This window comes from Embleya sp. NPDC005575 (assembly GCF_040605455.1).
GTDB lineage: Bacteria > Actinomycetota > Actinomycetes > Streptomycetales > Streptomycetaceae > Embleya.
Map to the genome: position 1 here is coordinate 1 of NZ_JBEXCV010000087.1, position 19,952 is coordinate 19,952.

Consider the following 19,952-nt stretch of genomic DNA (forward strand, 5'->3'; position numbering starts at 1 on the left):
ACCACCTGGAACATCTGGAACGGCATCCGCGCCGCCCTCTCCACCGCCGCCGCCGTCGCCATGCTCAAAGCCCTCCGCCTCCACCGCCGCAACCGTGTCTGAGCAGTGGACCACGCCCAACAGGTCTCCATGGACGGCCACGCGACGCGGAAGCACACGCCGGACGGGGATAGCCCGGCATGGCGTGTCGACCCGACGGTCGTGAGGACGCCAGGGACCGGAAAGACGGCGTCGACGACCGGTCGTCGACGCCTCGGGCGACGGACGGACGAGCATCGTCTCCTATCCTCGGTACCCCATCGCGTCAGCGGTCTCGTGGATGGGGCCCGTCACCACAGGGATTTCCGTGTTCCTCCTGGTCGCCAACACCGCGCCGCTCAAGATCAACACGAACGACGCCCCGATCGCCCACGTGAACTTCTCGTCCAGGATCAACACCCCCGCCGCCACCGCGACCGCAGGGTTGACGTACGTGATCACGGTGGCTCGCGCCGCCCCCACCTCGCGCACCAGCTCGAAGAAGATCACCATCGCGATCGCGGTGCATACCAGCGCCAGCACGCCCAGCGCGCCGAGTGCCTTCCCATCGGGCACATGCGAAGGCCACTGCGCGGCGGCCAACGGTAGGTACACCAACGCCGTACATCCCAGACAGACCGCCGTCATCGGCAGACTCGGCACGTCCTTGAGCTTGCGCTCCGCCACCAGCGCCGCCCCGGCGTAGCACAGGGCGGTCGCCAACACCTCCACCGCCGCCCACGGGTCCCCGCCCCCGAGCGTCGGTCCGGCCAGTACCGCGACCCCGCCGAACCCGATCGCGAGCCCGGCCCAGCGCACCGGCCCCATCCGCTCCGTACCGCCGGTCAGGTACACCAGCACGGCCCCGAAGATCGGCACGGACGCGATCAACAGCCCGGCCGTCGAGCTGGACAACCGCCGCTCGGCGTCCGAAAGCATCCACCACGGCCCGACGAACTCGGTTACCGCGAACACGGCCAGCGGCCACCCGTACGGCGTCAGTTCCCGCATCCCCCCGCTCCGCAACGCGAACGGCAACAGCATCAGCGCGGCCATCCCGGTACGCGCGAACACCAGCACCCCCGGCGACACCTCGTCCACCGCCACCTTGATCAACAGATACGGCATCCCCCAGATCACGCACATGCACGCGAACAACAACGCCCCGCGACGACTCATGGCCGTCTCCTCTCGGTCGCTTGATCGAAGAACGGTGTCGGAGGACTCGCGAGAGAGGCGCCCGTCATCGATTTCGGGTGCGGCACAGCCGCGATCGGGACGTCGAACGGTGCGACACCGGACTGTGTAGCCTCGCTGACGAGGAACTTTCGCAGGGGTGGCCGGGCCGTCCGTGTCCGACGGGGTGTGACCCCGCTGCCTTTGGCGGCACTGTTGCGCCTCTCGGTAGGCTCGCCGTCGTACCCTCTGCGCCGGAAGAGGGCGCCCGTGCATGCGGGCGCGGTTCGGCCCCCGGATCGATCACGCGGCGTCGAGAAGGATCTTCAGGAGTTCGCCCGGCGCATCGCGCATGACGTTGTGGCCGGAAGCCACACTGTGCACGTGCCATGCGGGATCGTTCGACAGTCGCCGATGCACGGCCTGGAAAGGCGATCCCCCTTCCCAGTCGGTCGCGTACACGAAGTCCCGACGCTCGAACCGGTCGAGGCCGCCCTCGAGACGCACTGCCTGCATCAGCGACGCCAACGGGTGTGGTGTGGCCCGTGGATCGAAGAACGGCAGTGGCTCGCTGGTGTAGCCGTCACGGCCGACGCCGCCGAGGTACCACTCGCGTTCCCGGTCGGTCACCAGGGACCAACAGGATTCGCCGTCACGCGGCAGGAGAGCGTCGACGTACACGAGTCCTCGCACACGGTGCGGGGCACGGTCGGCGGCACCGGTGATCACCATTCCCCCGTAGCTGTGCCCGACGAGTACGGCGTCGGCGATCTGCTCGTCCTCCAGGAGGTTGACCACATCCTGAATGTGGGTGTCGAGGTTGACCGAGGCGGTCAACAGGTGCTTTCGGTCGCCGACACCGGTCAGGGTCAGGGCGTACGCCTGGTGGCCGTGTTCGCGAATGCCTCGGGCCAGGGGTTGGAAGGTCCAGGCGCCATGCCAGGCGCCGGGGATCAGGACAAAAGTGGTCACAGAAGTCTCCGAGGTTGCCGCGATGAGTGATGCCGGGAGTCAATCGACGGTGAGAACGATCTTTCCGACGGTGTGACCGCTCTGGCTGAGTTCGTGGGCCTTCGCCGCGAGTTCCAGGGGCAGCACCGCGTCGATGTGCGGGCGCAGCCGGTCGGTCTCGACGAGCGCGGCGATCTCGCGCATCCCGGCCTGGTCGGCTTCGACGATGAGAAAGGCGGCACGGCGGCCCAGTGGCCGTGCCTGATCGGCCAGATATGCCTCCGCCGGTGAGGCGAGTGATACGAGGATGCCGCCCTCGGCCAAGGTGTCCAGCGAACGGGGCCCGTAGGTACCGCCGATGGTGTCGAGGACGACATCCATCTCACGGGCCCGCGTGGTGAAGTCGGTCAGGGTGTAGTCAACGGTCTCGTCGATGCCCAACTCGCGCAGGAAGCCGTGTCGGGCGGAGCGGGCCGTGCCGATGACGTACGCGCCACGGGCTTTGGCGATCTGGACGGCGAGATGGCCGACGCCGCCGGCCGCGGCGTGGATCAACACCCGGTTCCCGGGTCCCACGCTCGCGGTGTCGATCAGGGACTGCCATGCGGTGAGCGCGGCCAACGGCAATGCCGCGGCTTCCACGTGGGAGATGCCGGGCGGTTTGGGCACCAGGTGGCGCGCGGGCGAGGTGACGTATTCGGCATAGGTGCCTGCCGGGCGCGGGTGCCGCGGAAGGCCGAAGACCTCGGCGCCGGGGGCAAGGGTGGTCACTCCCGGCCCTACTTCCTCGACGACGCCGGAGACATCCCAGCCCAGCCGTACCGGTGTGTGGCCTCCCGCCAACCCCCCGGATGCGCGATGCCAGGCGTCGGTCGGGTTGACGCCGGCCGCGTGCACTCGCACGAGTACTTCGGCGGGTCCGGGGACGGGCCGCTCGACCTCGATGAGCTTCAACACCTCGGGCCCCCCGAATGAGTCCTGGCCGATGGCTCGCATCGTCATCGTGTTCCTTCCTGTGGTGATCGTCCGCGGTAGGACGTCTCTTGGTGTGGCGGGCGGAACGGCGATACGCCGTGTCAGGCCGGCCGGTAGTGCAGGTGCACCACGCCGGCGCAGGCGTGCGTCACCTCGACCAAGGCGAGCGGGATGCGCTCACCGTTGGTGGGGAACAGTCGTCGCCCCGCACCCACTACGATCGGGTGCATCAGCAGGTGCAGATCGTCGAGGAGGCCGACCCGCAGTAGGGAGCGGGTCAGCGTGATGCTGCCGGAGACGTCGATGTCACTGCCGGGTTGCCGCTTGAGCACGGCCAAGCCGGCGGCGACATCGCGCCCGAGGACTCGGGCGTCGTCCCACTCGGCCACGTCCTCCGCGACGGGGCGCAAATGGGCCGCGAAGTGCGAAGGGTGCCCCTCCGGCAAAGTCCCCACCACGCCGTCCAGGGACACCGGCAGCGTGGCCACGATCCGACGCAGACGCGCTCCCGTCGCCTCGGCGGTCCCTGGGATCGTCATCGTTCACTCCAAGTCATGGCCGTAGCGGGGATCGGGCCCTCCCCTGCGAGGCCCGATCACTGCCGTCTTGGCCGGTCGGGATAACGTGTTCGATCCAACCGTCACCTGCCGGAGCGCATCAAGGCCCGCTCGAAGCATGGTTGTTTAGCCGGATTCAATAACGGAGCGTGACGTGCTGCTGGAACGGGTGGAAGTACAGACCTTCCTGGCGCTCGCTGAGGAACTGCACTTCGGACGTGTCGCCGAGCGCCTGGGCCTGACTACCGGCCGGGTCAGCCAGACCATCAAGAAACTCGAACGCCGCGTTGGCGCTCCCCTGTTCGAGCGCACCACTCGCCAGGTCCGCCTGACCCCGCTGGGCCGTCAATTCGCCGACGAACTGGCCCCGCTGGTACGCGACATGGACGACACGCTGCGCCGAGCCGTGGACGCCGCGCGCGGGGTGACCGGTGTGCTCCGAGCCGGATTCCTGGGAGCCGCAGCAGGTCAATTGTTGCTCAAGTCCATCCCCGTGTTCGCGGCCCGCCACCCCGACTGCGAAGTCCACATTCACGAGACGCAGGTCCACGACGCCATCGGACGGCTGAGTGCGGGTGAACTCGACGTCCTGATCACGGCCCTGCCGATGTCGGGAGTGATCACCGGGCCCGTCCTGCTGTCCGAGACTCGGGTGCTGGCCGTACCGGCGACACCCTCGTGGTCATCGCGCACATCGGTGTCGATCGAGATTCTCGCGGACCAGCCGGTGATCCAGATGTCCGCGAACATGCCCGAGGAACTGCGCATCGATCGCTCGCCCGCGCAGACCCCCTCCGGCAGGCCGATCCACAAGGGCCCGACCGCCACCACGTTCCCCGAGGCACTCGCCCTCATCGCCTCCGGCAAAGGCGTCTTCCCGGTCGGCGAACACGCCGCGCACTTCTACCCGCGCCCCGACATCACCTACGTCCCCTTCCACGACGCCGCCCCCATCCGGTGGGGCCCGGTCTGGCTGGACAGCAACAACATCGCCCGCGTCCGGGCTTTCGTCCGCGCTGCCGAGGACGCCTGCGACGGAATCGTCGCCTGAGCGGACATCTGCGGACCCGGACGCCGGCGGCGGCGCGGCATTCGCGGGTGGCGGCGACGCGTTGTTCGGATCCGCACCACCGATACGGGCACCATCGCGCGACTGCGCGTGAACGTGGCCTGGCAGGCCGGTAGTTCGTGCGGCGTCGGTTCGACGCCCGCCCTGCGGCATGATCGCGGCGGCCGGGACCCGGCCGGCCGACGGTTGCGCGAACTGCTGTGCCGCACATGAGTTGGCCGGGTCGAGCCGGCCGCGCGCGGCCGGGCGTGCTGTTGCTGCGGCCATCGCTCGTCGTTCCGTTGGCGGGTCACCCGTGCGAGTGCCATGGGAAAAGGCGCGATATCAAGCACCGGCCGGCGGCGGTGCGAGCTCGGCCGCGACCTCGACGGCGATCTCGATGGCCCGGCCGGCAAGTGGTGAGTGGGTGCGTCCGGCCCGCCAGTGCAGGTAGAGCGAGGGGTTGGCGGAGCAGTTCGCCGAGGGTGGCGACGAGGCGCCCGACTGGTCCGACCGCGAGGCGGTCATCGCGTACTACACCGACGGCGAGCGCGCCTTCGCGGGCACCATCCCCGTCGACGAGGAGTGGGTACGCCGCGTCGTCGGCCGCGCCTGGGACCGCAGCCCGGCCCTGGCGTCGGCGCAGAACCACTGGCGTACGCCGCAGCCGGCGCAACCTGGTGGCTGCCGGAGTTCGAACCGGGTGTACCGCTCGACACGGTGCGCGGCGTACTCCGCGACGGGCCGGGAAGTCCGGGCGGCAATTGAGCTGTTCGACTACGACGTCGAACCGAGCCGCCACAAGCGTGCGGCTGCGAGCGGCCGTTGACGCCCCGCGGGTCGATTCCAAAGCTGTCCTGGGTCGGGTGGGTCGGCGACCGACCCCGTGCCTGGTGCAACTCGGCGAATCCGAACAGATCGCCGCCGCACTCGCCGCCGCCCACCGCGAGGCGCCCGGCGATGTACGCGACCGGCCCACCATCCGCCGCATCGTCACCGAACTCGCCCAACGACCTGTCCCTCGCCGACGGTCAACCCCGCACGTGCAGGCCGAAACCCTTGCGGCCCGGCACTTCCAGGCCCTCCTTCAACCGCAGTGACGGGATCTCGTAGTCACCGAAGTTCTGGCGCCGGAACGCGATCGGCTCGGTCGTCTCCAGCGACAGCAGCCGCTCCTTCCACGCCTTCGCGGCGTCCTCGAAGTCGCCGCCGGTGATCCTGTCGGCGCCGTACAGCACGAACGGCGGCAGCACCTCGATGCCCGGGTAGTACAGGATCCCGTGGTGGATCGGGAACAGCAGGTCCTCGATCGGGCCGTTGATCCCGCGATCGGTGTAGTGCGACTCCGGGCCCCCGACGGTCACCGACAGGATCGCCCGCCGCCCCTGCAGCGTCCCCTCACCGAAACGCTCGCCGTACCGGGTCTCGTCGTGCGCTCCGACGCCGTACGCGAAGCGGAAGGAGAACACCCGGTCCACCCAGCCTTTGAGGATCGCCGGCATCGTGTACCACCACATCGGAAACTGGAAGACCACCGTGTCGGCCCACAGCAGCTTCTCCTGCTCGGCCGCCACGTCGGACGTGAGCGCGCCGGCGTCGTACGCCCCGCCCGAACTCGGCACCACCCGCAGCGGCCTCGTGGCGTACTCGCCGAAATCCGCCGCGTCCACCACGGCCTTCCAGTTCATCGCGTACAGGTCGCTCACCCGCACCTCGTGCCCGGCGGCTTCGAGAGTGGACACGGCGAGGTCCTTCAGTGAGCCGTTCAGCGAACGCGGCTCGGGGTGGGCGTAGACGATGAGCGTCTTCATGGCTGTTCCCTTCAACGAGGTGTGTCGCCATCGATGCTCGCCCGCCGAGGCCGCGTCGTTCAGGGGCGCCTCTTCCATCGGACGGGACTTCCTGGTATCGGCAGGGCCACCTTCGCGGGCACCACCGAGGCCATACTGGGGGCATGGACGATCTTGCGGGCTTCCTGCGCACCCGGCGCTCCCGAGTCGACCCTTCCGCCGTCGGCATCCCCACCGACAGTCGCCGCCGCGTCGAAGGGCTGCGCCGCGAAGAGGTCGCGCACCTGTCCGGGGTCAGCGTCGACTACTACGTACGCCTGGAGCAGGGCCGCGCGACCCAACCCTCCGAGCAGGTCCTCGACGCGCTCGCCCGCGTCCTCGGCCTCGACGAGACCGAATGCGAGCACCTCCACCGGCTCGCCCGGCAGCGCCGCCGCCGCGCGAAGGCGCCGGGTGGGCGGGTCCGGCCGGAGCTGCTGCGTGTCCTCGACCTGGTCGCCGACGCACCCGCGCTGGTCATGGACCACCGCTTGGACGTGCTGGCCGGGAACCGCCTCGCCGGGCTCCTCTACGGCCGGGAGATGCCGGGCCTGAACACCGCCCGGCACATCTTCCTGGAGGAGGCCGAACGCGGCCTTTACGCGGACTGGGAGCAATGCACCCTCGACGTGGTCGGGCATCTGCGCCTGGCCGCCGGCAAGTACCCCGAGGACCCCCGCCTGGCCTCGCTCATCGGCGAGCTGGCGATGGGCAGCGAGCGCTTCCGTCGCCTCTGGGCCCGAGCGGACGTCCGCGCCCGCACACATGGACGCAAGGCGTACCGACACCCGCTGGTGGGACTGCTGGAACTGCACCAGGAGAACTTCGCGCTACCGGACGAATCAGGCATGGAGCTGCTGGTGCTGTCCGCGGCATCCGGGAGCCCGACCGAGGACGGGCTGCGCCTGCTGGGCACGCTCACTGGTGATGGACATCCCACCGTGAACGGCCTGCCGGTAACGAATGTGTCGGGGTAACGAATGTGTCATGAGCCGCAATGGGCCGTTGGCCCGGTGGAGGTCGGCTCCGCCGGTACCCGAGACCGTGGTGACCCGGTTCGAGCAACGGCACCGTTTCGAGTTCCGTTCTCCCATCGCTCGTTCGCTCGTTCGTCACCACGGTGAGCGGCGGGGTGCCGGGCCTGGCCATGGGCTCTTCGAGTTCGGCAGCAGACCGTGGGTCGACTGGCAGGGCGACCAGGGCGACGACTGGGCCGATCTGAGTCGGAGCGGATCCAGCGCCATCGAGGGCGCGGCGCGATCCATGTCCGCGCGGACCGGGGCAGCAACTCGGTCCCCCGGCGTACCGGGTTCATGTCAGTGCTCGTGGCGCGGCTGGGGGTGTGTCACCATGTGCGCGGCGGCTGCGAGCAGACCGCCGATAGGCGGCGCCACGATGAAAAGCCACAGTTGGTCGAGTGCGTCTCCGCCCGCGAAGAGTGCGGGCCCCAGGCTGCGCGCCGGGTTCACCGATGTACCCGTCAGCGGGATACCGACCAGGTGAACCACCGCGAGCACGAGGCCGATCGGCAATCCGTCGAACCCGGTGACCGCGAGCCGGTGCGTAACGGCGAGCACGACGAACACCAGCAGGAAAGTGAGCGTCACCTCCGTCAGGAACGCGCCGCCCGTATTGACGCCCACCGCCGAGCGCTCACCCCAACCATTGGTGCCGAACTCGTCGTGCGTCTGGAGACCGGGCACCTGCTTCGCGAGCAGGTACAGCAGTGCCGCCCCGGCGACGCAGCCGAGGAATTGCGCGACCCAGTAGCCGACCGCCCTCTTCACATCGATTCGCCGAGCGACCAGAAAGCCGAGAGTCACGGCTGGGTTTACGTGGCAGCCGGAGATCGCGCCGAGGCTGTACGCCAGCGCCAGGAGCACGAATCCGAAGGCCAGGGCGATACCGACGACACCCAGGTAGGGCTTGCCCAGGACTGCGGACCCCACCCCGAAGAAGACGAGCACCAGGGTTCCCAAGAATTCGCAGATCAATGCCCGGCGTTCCATGCAGGCTCCTCGACTGGGTCGGAATGGACCCGCTCGTAGTACCCGAGCCCGCCCGCCAGTCATACAAAGTGGTCCGATATCCCCCGGCTGGCCGATCGAAGGGAGAGCAACCCGGAGAGTGCGCCCAGCTGGTCAAGGAGTCCTACACCGCCCCATGGGAGCAGTTCCGGCCATCGGTCGCGCCGGTGTGTGATGCCGGCGCGACCGATACGTGTCACCGGCGCACGAGCGGGCATCCAACCCGACGCGTGCGACCCGAAGCTCGACCGACCCGAAGCTCGACGTACAGCTAGGGCATCGGCGTCTCACCGGAAACGGCGACACCTGCCCGGTGGAAGTCCTTCACGGCCGCGGCGGTCGTGTCCGGGGCGACTCCGACCGAGTAGTCCAGGCGTACACGCGCGCGAAACCCCGCCGCGACAGCGTCCAGCGCGGTCGCCCGTACGCAGTGGTCGGTGGCGATGCCCACCACGTCGACGTCCTCCACCCCGCGGGCACGCAGCCAGTCGGCCAAGGAGGTGCCCTGGGCGTCGAAGCCTTCGAAGCCGCTCTTGGAAGCGCTGTGGGCGCCCTTGAAGAAGACGGCGTCGACCTTGCCGCCGGCGACGGCCGGGGCGAAGCCGGGATGGAACTCGCCCCCCGCCTCCCCCGCCACGCAGTGGACCGGGAAGCTGTCCCGGAAGTCGGGGTCGTCGGAGAAGTGGGTTCCCGGGTCGATGTGGTGGTCCCGGGTGGCCACGACGTATTCGTAGTCGCCGTCCGCGCTTCGCTCGACCAGATCGGCGATCGCCGTGGCCAGGCGCGCACCACCGGCGACGGGAACACTGCCTCCTTCACAGAAGTCGTTCTGTACATCCACCACGATCAAGCCCCGGCTCATCACGGTCACCCTTCCGCACGACGGAACAACGGGGGGACGACGTCGCGCCGAAACAGCGCGGACGGTTCCTCGTCTCCCCTGCGTTCTACCAACCGCCTCACAACCACGGCGGCCTCGACAGGCCCACCTCACCCGCACAGCCGACGAATTTCACTCCGGAACCGACACTTCCACGGCGAACGACGCAGCGACTTGGCTGTGGGAATGTCGGCGGGGGCGACGCGATGGCCGAGCCGTTCTTCGCGGCTTTGCGGAACGAATGGTTCCATCGCTGCGTCGTCCGCTCGTTCGAGAGTGGATCGCGCGCCGTCTCACGCGGTTACGCCGGGCGCGCGGGGCGGAAGAGCGTGAGCGCCGTGGCGGCGGCGAGTCCGGCGCTGATCGCGGCGGCGCCGAACGCGGTCGCGACGCCGTGCGTGAGGACGTGTTCGGCGCTCTGCGCGGGGGACGCCCCGCGGGTCGCGGCGCCGAACACGGTCACCCACACCGCCAGCCCCAGAGTGCCGCCCATCCACTGCGTGGTCTGCAACAGGCCCGATGCCGCACCTGATTCGTGTGCCGCGACGCCCGACAGGCCGTAGATGGTCAGCGGCGTCATGGCGATTCCGGCGCCTGCTCCGATGAGGATCACCGGTCCGAGGACGCCCGTCGGGTACCCGGTGGCGTCCCCGAGGCGGGCAAGCCACCCGAGCCCGGTTGTGCAGGCGACCGCGCCGACCAGCACCGGCCACGCGGTGCCCACGCGCCGGGCGACCGCGGGCGCGAGCCTGGCCATCGTGAACTGCGCGGCCATCAGGGGCAGGAAGGCCAGGCCGCTCATGATCGGACTGAAGCCCCGCCCTTCCTGGAAGTACTGGCCGAGCAGGAAGAGCACGCTGAACATCGCGGCCGAATAGAGCGCGACGATGGGCAGTACGCGAGCGAGGGTGCCGGACACGGCCAGGCGCAGCGGTAGGACGGGCTCGGCGGCGCGCCGCTCGACCAGCCGGAACGCGGGCAGGAGGACGGCTGCGGCGGCGAGGCCCGCGATGGTGCGGCCGTCGTGCCAGCCGTCGGACGCCGCGCGGATGAAGGCGTACACCAGGGCGGTGATTCCGGCGGTCCCAACCGACGCGCCGGCCAGGTCGAAGCGTGGGCGGACGGCCGGGGCGGGCCGCTCCGGCTCGCGAACGACCCGCACGGCGAGCACGGCGAGCAGCGCGCCGAGCGGCACGTTGACGAGGAAGACCCAGCGCCACGAGGCGAGTTCGGTAAGCATGCCGCCGAGAATGAGGCCGACGGACGCGCCGCCGCCGAGGACCGCCGAGTACCACGAAAGGGCGCGCGCCCGTGCGGGTCCTTCGAACGTGCTGACGATGAGGGCCATCGTGCTGGGCCCGACGAGCGCGCCGCCGACGCCTTGCAGGACACGGGCGCCGACCAGCCACCAGGCCCACGGTGCGAGGCCGGCGAGCAGCGAGGCGGAGGTGAACAGGAGGACACCGGCCAGGAACATCCGGCGGCGCCCGAACGCGTCCCCGAGCCGACCGCCGAGCAGGAGCAGGCCGCCGAAGGCGAGCGTGTACGCGTTGAGCACCCACGATGACGCGGTCGGCGAGAGGTCGAGAGCGGAACCCATGTCGGGCAGCGCGAGGTTCACCACGGTGACGTCGATGCCGATGAGCAGCATCGAACCGGTGATCACCGCGAGTACGAGGCCGGTCCCCCGGGCTCCGGGTCCGGGTCGGCCGCCGGAAGCTCCGGCGGCCGACTTCGGAGGCGAAGACCTGGGCGAAGTCCCGACCGGCGCGTCGGATGACGCCCCGGATGCGCTGGATGCGGCGGAAGAAGGCATGGCTGACCTCCGAAGGTCAGGGCAGGGGGATTTAAGAGACTCAATAGTCTCCTAACGTCACTATAGGAGACTCAATAGTCTCTTACAAGGGATTGGGGATACTGGAGTCCGCAGAGGAGAAAGGTGACCGTGTTGGAATCCCCCACCGGAGAACCGCGCCACGCCGCGGCGCCGCCCACCCGACGGCGCGGCCGCGAGCTCCAACAGGCCATCTACCAGGCGGTCTTCGAGCAGCTACGCGAGGTTGGCTACGCGGGCCTGACGATGGATGGCGTCGCCGCCGCCGCGCGGACCGGCAAGGCCCCGCTGTACCGGCGCTGGCCCGACAAGGAAGCCTTGCTCGTCGACGCGCTGCGCGACCGACTGCCATCCGCCGACGACATCCCGCTCGCCGGCGAGCTGCGTTCCGACCTGATCGCGATCCTGCGGTTCCTGTGCAGTGTGTGCACGATCTGCGCCGACACGGCACTGCAAATGGTCAAGCAGCAGTCCGAGGCCGTACACGCGATGATGCGCGAACGCATCTCCGAGCCGACCCGGCGCATGATCCTGGAGACCCTGCGTGCGGCGGAAGAGCGCGGCGACACACGCCCCGGCTCCGCGACCGCCCTCACCGCCGGCGTCGGCCCGGCCGTGATCTCCTATCAAAACCTGACCGCCCCGGCAGAACTCACGGACGAATTCGTGATGTCGGTCGTCGACGAGGTCCTGCTCCCCATGCTGCGCGGCCCGGCCTGAACCCGGCGGTCACTGCGTCGTCCGCACGCGGCAGCCGCGACGGGCAACTACCAAGCAGTCACAACGGGGACACCGACCACGCGCCGCGTCGCCTCCAGTTCGGGCCATCTGCTCGGCAAAGGTGCGGGATGGGCTGGGATGGGTGGAGAAAGTCGGTCACAGACTCGCGAGCAATTCGTCGAGGGGGGCGGGTACTCGCTCGGGGTCGAGGGCTTCGACCAGGAGGCGGCCGTAGCGAATCTTGCGGCCCTTCTTCGTACCGAGGAAGCGCGCATCCGTTGATGTGGGGGCCGGAGTGGGCTCCGAGGCTTCGGTCCGGGTCGGGGCCGGGGCCGGGTCGAATCGGGTGAGGATCGGTCCCCCGCGCGGCCGGGTCGTCCGTCGACAACGGTGTCCCGATGCGCCGGCCGACCCACCCGAGTCGGAAAGGCTCAGCTGTAACGCAACTCGAAGATCTGGTCGATTGCCGCCAACGGGTACTCGGTCTCTCGACTCTCGTGCTCCAACCTCCCGATGAAGTCCGTCACGACGGCCGCAAGCGGTGCGTGACGGGCAAGGGCCGCTCTAACCTCCGGCGGACCCGCAGGAGGCCGCGCCCCTTCGGCACAGGCGCGAATCAGCGTCTCCCGTTCCGCCCGCTCGTACCCATACAGGCCCGTGATCAGCCAGTTCACCAAGTAGCTGAGTGTGTACGCGCGATCATAAGTTCGGTGCCTCGCGAAGAAGTCGACCTCGGCGGGGGTCAAGTCGAAGCAGGACGACAGAGCCAGGCCGTAGTCGGCGAAGTAGAGGCGCCGGCCGTCGGTCAGGATGTTCCGGAAGTGGGCGTCGAAGTGCAGGAGGCCGCGGTCGTTCATGAAGGAAGTACCGGCCTCCAGATCCCTCTCCACCAGAGCACAGGCCTTGCCGGCCGCCTCGTCACCGACCCGCACCTGCTCGGTGAGCCACTCGTGCAGGGTCTGTGGGAAGTACTCCAGGAACAGTACGAGGCTTGCCGGGGACTCCCCGAGGGCCTCGATACGACGACGTACCTCCGGCCCGCCTCCCCAATAGGACACGGCCCGATCCACGTCGGCAAGCTCCTTGGGAAGAGCCGGTGCCGTGTCCGGCAGAACCCGCCAGTGATACATGAGCGGAAACCCCTGATACTGCCCTGAGAGCACCCAGTTGGTGGTCATTGTGTGGACGGCAGCCTCCCGCCACGCCCCGAAGCCCGGCCCGCCGATGCCGTACTGACAAAAGACAGGCAACCCGAACACGTTCGCCGTGGATCGAACATGGTCGGGCCGGAGCTCCAACTCGGTCAGGGGGACCCGCTTCACGAAGACCGGCGTACCTGCGACCTCCAGTAGCGCCGAACTCCCACCGATACCGGAACCGAGCGGGGCAGCGGCGTCCACAAGCTCGCCCAGTCCTCGATCACTGTGCAGGGACAGGGACGTGGAAACGGCGCTGTACGCAGCCTGCCGCTCATCGCACGGCATCCCAGCGCCGTCGACCATCGTCTGCATCCGGATGCCTACCTCGTTTGTCGTCGCCGGCCCGCGGGCGTCCTGAAGGCAGGCCACTGCCATAGGGCGAGCTTCACCGCACTGTACGTGAACGTCGGCATCAGGATCAGCGAACACCAAAAACGAGGGCGGGGGTTCGTCCATGGGCAGGTGGGAGCTCGTACTCCGGTCGCGGCGTGGCAGGACCGTCCGGGCGGGGTCGATCAGGTGCGGTGAGAACACGAGGACGGACGCCCGCGCCCGGCGCACCGGTTCCTCCACGGACTCGTCCGCCGGTGCCGTCGACCGCGCCTGCGGCCGTGACGGTGACGGCGATTGCGGGTGCCTGCCGATAGCGGACCGTCGCCCGAGCCCGCGGTGCGCGGCGGTGGGTGGGCCTCGAACGACCGGGACCGGTCCGCGACCACCTCACTGTGTCGGTGGCACGATCGACTGCTGGTGGTGGAAGCGGTTCTTCGGGTCCCAGGTCTGCTTGGTCAGTTGCAGGCGGGCGTAGTTGTCCTTGTAGTAGAGCCTGGGGTACTGCGGCGCGGGGTCCGTCGCGACCCCGAGGTCGACGTCGGGATAGTTGACGTAGGCACCGTCCGTGGTGCGGTCGTGCGTCGCGTCGCTGATCTCGGGCACCCCGGCGGTCTCCGCGTAGACCGCCTCGTAGAAGCCGCGCAGGAAGTCCAGGTGCGCCGAGTCCTCGGCGGGATCGGTCCAGTACGTCTGGTATTGCAGCTTCAGGACGGAATCACGCTGTGGGACGGCCGTCTCGTGCGGCCGGATCGCGTTGATGCGGCATCCGTACGAGTCGATCTGGACCAGGGTCTGGGTGAGATCGACGTCGGGGACGTCGCGCGTCAGCCAGGTCCACATGCCCGCGATCTGCGTCGGGGTGAACGACTTGCGGTGGTAGGCGGACTTGTACTTGCCCCGCTGGTTGGGGCCCGATCCGTTCAGCGTCTGGGTTGCCTGCAACCAGGGCATCCTGCGGTGCTTGTCCGGATAGGGCAGGAAGTGATCCCCCACGCTGTACATCTGGACCGTCGACCTGGTTTGCAGGCCCGCCTCGACCGCGGCGAGGAAGTCTTCGACGGGTCCGATGTCCTCGCCGGCCCACTGGCTCGAGAGCACGACGTTGCCGTTGCTCTTGTGGGTGAGTTTCAGCAGGCTGAACAGGTTCTGGTAGAGCGGCTCCTCGGCGCCGCTGTGGGTTTCGAAGAACCTGCCGTAGTTCTCCACGAGTTTGGTGAAGTCGTCCGGGTTCTTCTCCAACTCGGCCCACGGCCACGCGATGTTGCTGAGCCAGACGTTCGGCGGCGGCGCCGGGATGGACTCGGCGAAGTAGTAGCGCAGGACGACGCCGAAGTTCCCGCCACCGCCACCGGTGTGCGCCCAGAAGAGGTCGGACGTGTGGGAGCCGGGCGGGTCCGAGCAGTGTGCCCGGGTCACGACGGCGTGGCCGTCCTCGACGGTGACGACGTCGACCTGTACGAGGTGGTCCACGGTCAGGCCGTCGCGGCGCGAGAGCACCCCGTATCCCCCGCCGCACACGTGGCCGCCCGCGCCGACCGAGTAGCACGAGCCGCCCGGGATGGTCACGCCGTACCGACGAAACAGTGTCGTGTAGATGTCCCAGATGGTGGCGCCGGACTCCACGCCGTAGGCGACCTTGCCGTACTTGTCCGTCGTCTTCCGGACGTCCTTCATCGCGCTCATGTCGAGGATCGCGCCGCCCGTGTTCTCCACGAAGTCCTCGTAGCAGTGGCCCCCACCGCGTACGGTCGGCCGCAGTCCGAGGCGCAGCGCCTCGTCCACGCCGGTCACCACGTCGGCGTCGCCGGTGATCACCTGGATGTAGCGGGGGCTGCTGGTCCAGCGTTGGTTGAAGCCCTGACTCAGGGTCTCGTACCGGGGGTCGTCGGGAAGCACGCGCAACGTGTCCGATGCGGTCGCACCCCCTTCGGCGGAATGGGGGTTCGCGGACGTGCCGAGGGTCTCCGCCGCCTGGGCCCGGTCGTCCCCGAGCCCCAGGCCGGCGATGGAGGCCCCTGCGGCCACAGCTCCGACGGAACCCAGCAGGTTTCGTCGCGATACCTCGTGCGGCATGTCTCAACTCTCTTTCGCCGAAGGGCCGGGAGAACACCCACACTCCTCCGCGCCCGGCCGAAGCTCGGGGTGACACGCGCTGCGAGGATCCGGATCCCCCGTCCGGGCCGGCGCGTCCTGTGGTCCGCGCGTATTCGCGCCTGCCACGAGGCGGCGGCCGCACTGCGCCGCACGCGTCACACCCTGACGATCGCCGTCGTGGTCACGGCTCGATGTCGAGTACCGCCTTGCCCGGGACGCGGAGGGTGGGGAAACCGTGTTCGGCCGAATGCCGCCTGTTCACGGGTGGGTGGACGTCAATAGGCTGAGCAACCTTCGCGTTCCGGGGAGGTCTCGTGAACGGTCTCCGTGCGGTCATCGTCTGCCTTGTGATCGCGTGTGCCGCGGTGGTGTCCCCGGCCGCGGCTGTGACACCGAGCTGGTCCGCGCTGCCGGTGCCGACAGCGGCCCCGCCGGTGATCGTGTGCGATCTCGCCGCCCGCGGCCCGGGTGAGGCGTGGGCGACCGGGTACGAGGACGCCGCCGATGGACCGCGGCCGTTGTTGTACCGGTGGGACGGCACGGCGTGGAGCCGGGACACAACCTTCCCCGGCGCCGGTGAGCCGGGCTCGCTCGGCAAGGTGCAGTTCGTCGGCGAGGAGGTGTGGATCTTCCACCACCGCGCGGGGGTTGGGGAGATCCTGCGCCGGTCGGCGGGAGGGTGGAGCGCCGTCCCGCTGCCGCAGACCCTGTTGGCCTACCAGGACTTCACCGCGGTACCGGGTGCCGCGTGGGTGGTCGGTGAGGACGGCACCGGGCTGAAGGTGTTGCACTACGACGGTTCCGGCTGGACCACACAGTCCACCCCGAGCGGTGTGCTGTACCTGATGGGGATCACCGCGCGTACTCCCACCGACGCCTGGGCCTGGGCGGACACCGACACCGGGACCACCGTCCTGCGCTGGGACGGCACGGTCTGGCGGGACGCGAAGGTATCACTGCCGCCGAACGGCAACGTGCACACGATCCTGCCGGAACCGTCCGGCCGGGTCACGATCGGCGGCAGCCGTTACACCGACGGGGTGGCCCGCACCTACCTGATGACCTGGAACGGACACGCCTGGCGCACCACCTACCCGCCGCTGGGCGACACCTACACCGAGGCCATGGTGCGCGGCCCGGACGGCGCGCTGTGGCTGCCGGTGCGCAGCGACCGCGCGTTCCAGTCGAAGTACGCCCGGGTGGACGGCCGGCGCACCACCTTCTCCTACGGCCCCGAGCGCACGAACGCGATCGACGTCGAACCGCGTGCGCTGGCGAGGGCCGGGTCCTTACTGCTGTCCTTCGGGACCGTGGAGATCTACGGCTCGAAACCGAACCTGATGAGCGAGCGGCTGGGAGGCTGACCATGGCACGCCGACTTCTCGTCGCGGCCCTCGCTGTCGCCACGACCATCATGACGATCATGAGCTCGGCCGCGGCGGAACCCCCGTCCTGGCAACATGTTCCGGTCTCGGCGCAGGTACGCCCACAGGCCGGGCTGAACGAAGCCGTGGCGTTGGGGCCGGACCGGGCGTGGGCGGTGGGTACCGACGCCGTCGGTCGCGAGGCGCCGGGCTTCCCGCTGGTACTGCGCTGGGACGGCACCGCGTGGCAGCGCCAGAGCCTGCCCGGGATCGGCTGGCAGGGAGAAATGCTGTCCGTCGCCGCGACCTCACCGACCGCGGTCTGGGCGGTCGGCCGCGACTCGGCGGGCGGCGCCCATCTGCTCCGCTTCGACGGCGGCCCCTGGTACGAGAGCCCGCCGCCGCGCGGCGTCGTGCCGACCAAGGTCGTCGCCGGCGGCGGTGAGACCTGGCTGATCGGTTGGCGAGACGGCGCGCAGGTGTTGCTGCGCCGGCACGGGCGCGGCTGGCGGGACGTGCCCGTGCCGCCGGGATCCGTGTACGGCCTGCACATCCTGGCCGCCGACGACGTCTGGGCCGCGGGCGCCACCGGCTCGGGCGCGGCCGTGGCGCACTGGAACGGGCAGGCGTGGCAGCAGACGATCGTGGACGGGTTCCCGCGGTCGGCCGTGGGCAGTGTGCTGGCGGTCTCGCCGACGGAGGTATGGGCGGGTGGCACGGCCGGGTTCGTCGGCGGCCCGCCGGGCCGGCCGATTCCGCCGCTGCTGGTCCGCTGGGACGGGCAGGCGTGGAGCCGGGTGACCGTGCCCACCGACTTCGGCTCGATCACCTCACTGGCGCCCACCACGTCCGGCGCGCTTGCCTGGGTCTCGGTGGCCCGCTCGCTGAAGTGGGGCCCGCCGGGCAGCTATCCGCCGCTTGTCTCCGGGCCGGATTTCCTCGCCTGGAACGGACAGTCGTTCACCGAGTACAGCGAACCGGCGGTGGCGGGTGAGGGTGACTCCCAGGTATTGCTGCTGGCGCCGGTACCGGGCACGGCGACGGTGTGGTCGGTCGGCCGCGCCGGCGGCCCCGAGGGCACCTTCGCCCCACGCATCCTGCGCTTCGGCTGAGATGACGAACGGGGCTCCGTCCGAAGTGGAAGTGGACGAAGCCCCGTTTCGCGCCGGACTCCGGCGCGCGAACCGGTGTGCGCCGGTCCCGAACACCGTCGAGCCCTACGCGCCCCACACCTGCCGGGCGCCCACCCAGGTCGACAGGATCGGGATGTCCGCGATGTGTTCGGATGCGACGGACAGCAGGTCCTCGCCCAGGACGGTGAAGTCGGCGAGCATACCCGGGGTGAGGCGGCCCTTCAGATGGCCTTCGCCCGTGGCGTGGGCGGAGCCGGTCGTGTAGACGGCCAGGGCTTCGCGGGCGCTGATGCGCTGGTCCGGGCCGAGGACTTCGCCGTCGCGGGTCTGCCGGGTGACCATGGTGCGGATCGCGAGCAGCGGCGGGAGCGGGCCGGCCGGGTGGTCGGAGGAGCCGCCCACCGTGATGCCCGCGTCGAGGAAGCGGCGGTGTCCGCAGGCCGCGGCGGCGCGTTCGTCGCCGTAGTAGCCGCGCAGCTTGCCGCCGTGGTCGTGGACGAACGAGCCGAACGGCACAGGGGTGACCCCGGCCGCGGCGATGCGCTCGACCAGGCTGTCGTCGACGAGACTGCAGTGCTCGATGCGGTGATTGATCCCCGCGTACGCCGGGATTTCGGCGCGGGCGGCTTCGATGGCGTCCAGGACTTTGCCGACGGCCAAGTCCCCGTTCGCGTGCACGGCGACGCGGCTGCCGGCCCGGTGGATGGTGAGGACCGTCTGGGCGAACTCCTGGTCGGTCATGAGCTGGATGCCGTTGTCGGCGCCGGTCTGGCTGGGGTACGGGGCGCGGCACAGGCAAGTGCCGCCCGCGAGCGCGCCGTCGATCATGAGCTTGACGCCGACCAGCCGCAGGCGCTCGTCGCCGAAACCGGTGCGCAGTCCGGTCCGCGCCAGGTCCGCGAAGTAGCGGTGCCAGATGAGCATGCCGACGCGGGCGGTGAGGATCCCGCGGTGCGCGGCCTCCTGGTACAGCCGCAGTTCGCGCGGCGAGACCAACGCGTCGCACCAGGAGGTGATGCCCGCCGCGTGGAACTCACGGACCACTTCGGCGAACGACGGGACCAGGTCGTCGAGGGTGAACTCGCCCAGCAGCTCGGGGGCGCCGCTCGCGCGGAACCACTGGTCGAACCACGCGCCCTCGTACAGCCACCCGTCGAGCCGACCGTCCGCTTCGCGGCCGAGCGTGCCCCCGTCCGGGTCGAGGTCGCTGTCGCGGTAGCCGGCGAGTTCCAGGGCGCGGGAGTTGGCGACGGCCATGTGGCACGAGAAGTGCACGGCGAGGACCGGGTGTTCGGTGGATATCGCGTCGAGGGCCGCACGGTCGAGGCGGCCCTGCGGGTCGGCGTTGGGGTCGTATCCCTCGGCCACCACCCAGCCTCCGGGCGGGGTCGCTCGGACGCGCTCCGCGAGCGGGTTGCGCGATCCGCCGGTGGCCGCCAGGGTCTGCGGCGTCAGTGGCACCCGCATGCGGGTGTCCGCCAACCCCGCGGGGTGGCAGTGCGCGTCGTTGAGGCCCGGGACCACGACGGCGTCGCCGAGGTCGACCAGCTCGGCTCCGGGAAGGCGCAGCCGCAGGTCGGCGACGTCTCCGACGGCGACGATGCGGTCTCCGAGAGTGGCGAAGGCTTCCGGTTCGGCGGTCGCGGCGCCGCCGGAGTCGGCGAGGGTGATGATGCGGCGGGATCGGAAGATCCTCGCGGTGGGTTCGTCCGAGTGGAACAGGGTGTTCGCCGCAGCGGGTGCCGTGCTGCCGTGGATGCGTTGGGTCGTCATTGCATGTGCCATTCGTCCGTACATTCCCTGTGGTGTCGCCG

Annotated in this window: 17 protein-coding genes and 1 pseudogene; 6 read left to right on the top strand and 12 right to left on the bottom strand. The window is 69.8% G+C overall.

All coding sequences use genetic code 11. The annotated features are described in order from the left end of the window. Positions 1–282: 282 nt before the first annotated feature. From ABZS54_RS26015 to ABZS54_RS26030, 4 genes are all read right to left on the bottom strand, one after another. Positions 283–1,197 (bottom strand): EamA family transporter, encoded by a 915-nt coding sequence (locus tag ABZS54_RS26015; RefSeq protein WP_355540738.1) that lies wholly within the window; start codon positions 1,195–1,197, stop codon positions 283–285. Between the two features lie 300 nt (positions 1,198–1,497). Beyond that, positions 1,498–2,166 (bottom strand): alpha/beta hydrolase family protein, encoded by a 669-nt coding sequence (locus ABZS54_RS26020; RefSeq protein WP_355540740.1) that lies wholly within the window; start codon positions 2,164–2,166, stop codon positions 1,498–1,500. Between the two features lie 39 nt (positions 2,167–2,205). Further along, complete coding sequence (locus ABZS54_RS26025; protein WP_355540820.1) at positions 2,206–3,141, bottom strand: NADP-dependent oxidoreductase; 936 nt, start codon at positions 3,139–3,141, stop codon at positions 2,206–2,208. Positions 3,142–3,221: 80 nt separating this feature from the next. Then, positions 3,222–3,659, bottom strand: a complete 438-nt coding sequence (locus ABZS54_RS26030; protein WP_355540742.1) for a dihydrofolate reductase family protein — start codon at positions 3,657–3,659, stop codon at positions 3,222–3,224. 172 nt (positions 3,660–3,831) lie between these two features. Between ABZS54_RS26030 and ABZS54_RS26035 the strand changes: the two genes are divergently transcribed. Continuing rightward, entirely contained in the window at positions 3,832–4,728 is an 897-nt protein-coding gene (locus ABZS54_RS26035) for a LysR family transcriptional regulator (protein ID WP_355540744.1), read from the top strand. 460 nt (positions 4,729–5,188) lie between these two features. Next, positions 5,189–5,554 (top strand): hypothetical protein, encoded by a 366-nt coding sequence (locus ABZS54_RS26040; protein ID WP_355540747.1) that lies wholly within the window; start codon positions 5,189–5,191, stop codon positions 5,552–5,554. A gap of 202 nt (positions 5,555–5,756) precedes the next feature. Here ABZS54_RS26040 and ABZS54_RS26045 read toward each other — a convergent pair whose 3' ends face one another. Then, a complete protein-coding gene (locus tag ABZS54_RS26045; RefSeq protein ID WP_355540750.1) occupies positions 5,757–6,536 on the bottom strand; it encodes an NAD(P)H-dependent oxidoreductase in 780 nt (259 codons plus the stop codon). Positions 6,537–6,679: 143 nt separating this feature from the next. On the opposite strand from ABZS54_RS26045, the gene ABZS54_RS26050 reads away from it, so the two are divergent. Continuing rightward, positions 6,680–7,531: a helix-turn-helix transcriptional regulator gene (locus ABZS54_RS26050; protein WP_355540752.1), complete on the top strand. Its 852-nt coding sequence runs from the start codon at positions 6,680–6,682 to the stop codon at positions 7,529–7,531. Between the two features lie 339 nt (positions 7,532–7,870). Here ABZS54_RS26050 and ABZS54_RS26055 read toward each other — a convergent pair whose 3' ends face one another. The 3 genes from ABZS54_RS26055 to ABZS54_RS26065 all read right to left on the bottom strand — a co-directional run bounded on the left by ABZS54_RS26055 (position 7,871) and on the right by ABZS54_RS26065 (position 11,127). After that, positions 7,871–8,563: an MIP family channel protein gene (locus tag ABZS54_RS26055; RefSeq protein ID WP_355540755.1), complete on the bottom strand. Its 693-nt coding sequence runs from the start codon at positions 8,561–8,563 to the stop codon at positions 7,871–7,873. A 289-nt stretch (positions 8,564–8,852) separates the two neighbouring features. Next, a complete protein-coding gene (locus tag ABZS54_RS26060) occupies positions 8,853–9,443 on the bottom strand; it encodes an isochorismatase family protein (RefSeq protein ID WP_355540758.1) in 591 nt (196 codons plus the stop codon). A 319-nt stretch (positions 9,444–9,762) separates the two neighbouring features. Beyond that, positions 9,763–11,127: an MFS transporter gene (locus ABZS54_RS26065; RefSeq protein WP_355540761.1), complete on the bottom strand. Its 1,365-nt coding sequence runs from the start codon at positions 11,125–11,127 to the stop codon at positions 9,763–9,765. A 273-nt stretch (positions 11,128–11,400) separates the two neighbouring features. Here ABZS54_RS26065 and ABZS54_RS26070 point away from each other — a divergent pair, with 273 nt between their 5' ends. Further along, complete coding sequence (locus tag ABZS54_RS26070; RefSeq protein WP_355540764.1) at positions 11,401–12,015, top strand: TetR/AcrR family transcriptional regulator; 615 nt, start codon at positions 11,401–11,403, stop codon at positions 12,013–12,015. 156 nt (positions 12,016–12,171) lie between these two features. Here ABZS54_RS26070 and ABZS54_RS26075 read toward each other — a convergent pair. From ABZS54_RS26075 to ABZS54_RS26085, 3 genes and pseudogenes are all read right to left on the bottom strand, one after another. After that, positions 12,172–12,285, bottom strand: a pseudogene (locus ABZS54_RS26075) (ATP-dependent endonuclease); the annotation flags it as partial. Between the two features lie 161 nt (positions 12,286–12,446). After that, entirely contained in the window at positions 12,447–13,499 is a 1,053-nt protein-coding gene (locus tag ABZS54_RS26080) for a protein kinase family protein (protein ID WP_355540823.1), read from the bottom strand. 435 nt (positions 13,500–13,934) lie between these two features. Next, the gene (locus tag ABZS54_RS26085) at positions 13,935–15,572 is read right to left on the bottom strand and encodes a BBE domain-containing protein (protein ID WP_355540766.1); all 1,638 of its coding nucleotides are present in this window, start codon (positions 15,570–15,572) and stop codon (positions 13,935–13,937) included. 383 nt (positions 15,573–15,955) lie between these two features. On the opposite strand from ABZS54_RS26085, the gene ABZS54_RS26090 reads away from it, so the two are divergent. Continuing rightward, positions 15,956–17,005, top strand: coding sequence for a hypothetical protein (locus ABZS54_RS26090; protein WP_355540769.1), 1,050 nt, complete (start codon positions 15,956–15,958; stop codon positions 17,003–17,005). Between the two features lie 2 nt (positions 17,006–17,007). Beyond that, the gene (locus ABZS54_RS26095; RefSeq protein WP_355540772.1) at positions 17,008–18,117 is read left to right on the top strand and encodes a hypothetical protein; all 1,110 of its coding nucleotides are present in this window, start codon (positions 17,008–17,010) and stop codon (positions 18,115–18,117) included. Positions 18,118–18,222: 105 nt separating this feature from the next. On the opposite strand, the gene ABZS54_RS26100 is transcribed toward ABZS54_RS26095, so the two are convergent. Beyond that, positions 18,223–19,911 (bottom strand): amidohydrolase, encoded by a 1,689-nt coding sequence (locus ABZS54_RS26100; protein WP_355540775.1) that lies wholly within the window; start codon positions 19,909–19,911, stop codon positions 18,223–18,225. Between the last annotated feature and the right edge of the window lie 41 nt (positions 19,912–19,952).

Excerpts from the sequence above, each read along its gene's own strand:
- ABZS54_RS26015 (WP_355540738.1), bottom strand. The coding sequence starts at position 1,197 with ATGAGTCGTCGCGGGGCGTTGTTGTTCGCGTGCATGTGCGTGATCTGG.
- ABZS54_RS26025 (WP_355540820.1), bottom strand. The coding sequence starts at position 3,141 with ATGCGAGCCATCGGCCAGGACTCATTCGGGGGGCCCGAGGTGTTGAAG.
- ABZS54_RS26030 (WP_355540742.1), bottom strand. The coding sequence starts at position 3,659 with ATGACGATCCCAGGGACCGCCGAGGCGACGGGAGCGCGTCTGCGTCGG.
- ABZS54_RS26045 (WP_355540750.1), bottom strand. The coding sequence starts at position 6,536 with ATGAAGACGCTCATCGTCTACGCCCACCCCGAGCCGCGTTCGCTGAAC.
- ABZS54_RS26050 (WP_355540752.1), top strand. The coding sequence starts at position 6,680 with ATGGACGATCTTGCGGGCTTCCTGCGCACCCGGCGCTCCCGAGTCGAC.
- ABZS54_RS26055 (WP_355540755.1), bottom strand. The coding sequence starts at position 8,563 with ATGGAACGCCGGGCATTGATCTGCGAATTCTTGGGAACCCTGGTGCTC.
- ABZS54_RS26060 (WP_355540758.1), bottom strand. The coding sequence starts at position 9,443 with ATGAGCCGGGGCTTGATCGTGGTGGATGTACAGAACGACTTCTGTGAA.
- ABZS54_RS26080 (WP_355540823.1), bottom strand. The coding sequence starts at position 13,499 with ATGCCGTGCGATGAGCGGCAGGCTGCGTACAGCGCCGTTTCCACGTCC.
- ABZS54_RS26095 (WP_355540772.1), top strand. The coding sequence starts at position 17,008 with ATGGCACGCCGACTTCTCGTCGCGGCCCTCGCTGTCGCCACGACCATC.
- ABZS54_RS26100 (WP_355540775.1), bottom strand. The coding sequence starts at position 19,911 with ATGACGACCCAACGCATCCACGGCAGCACGGCACCCGCTGCGGCGAAC.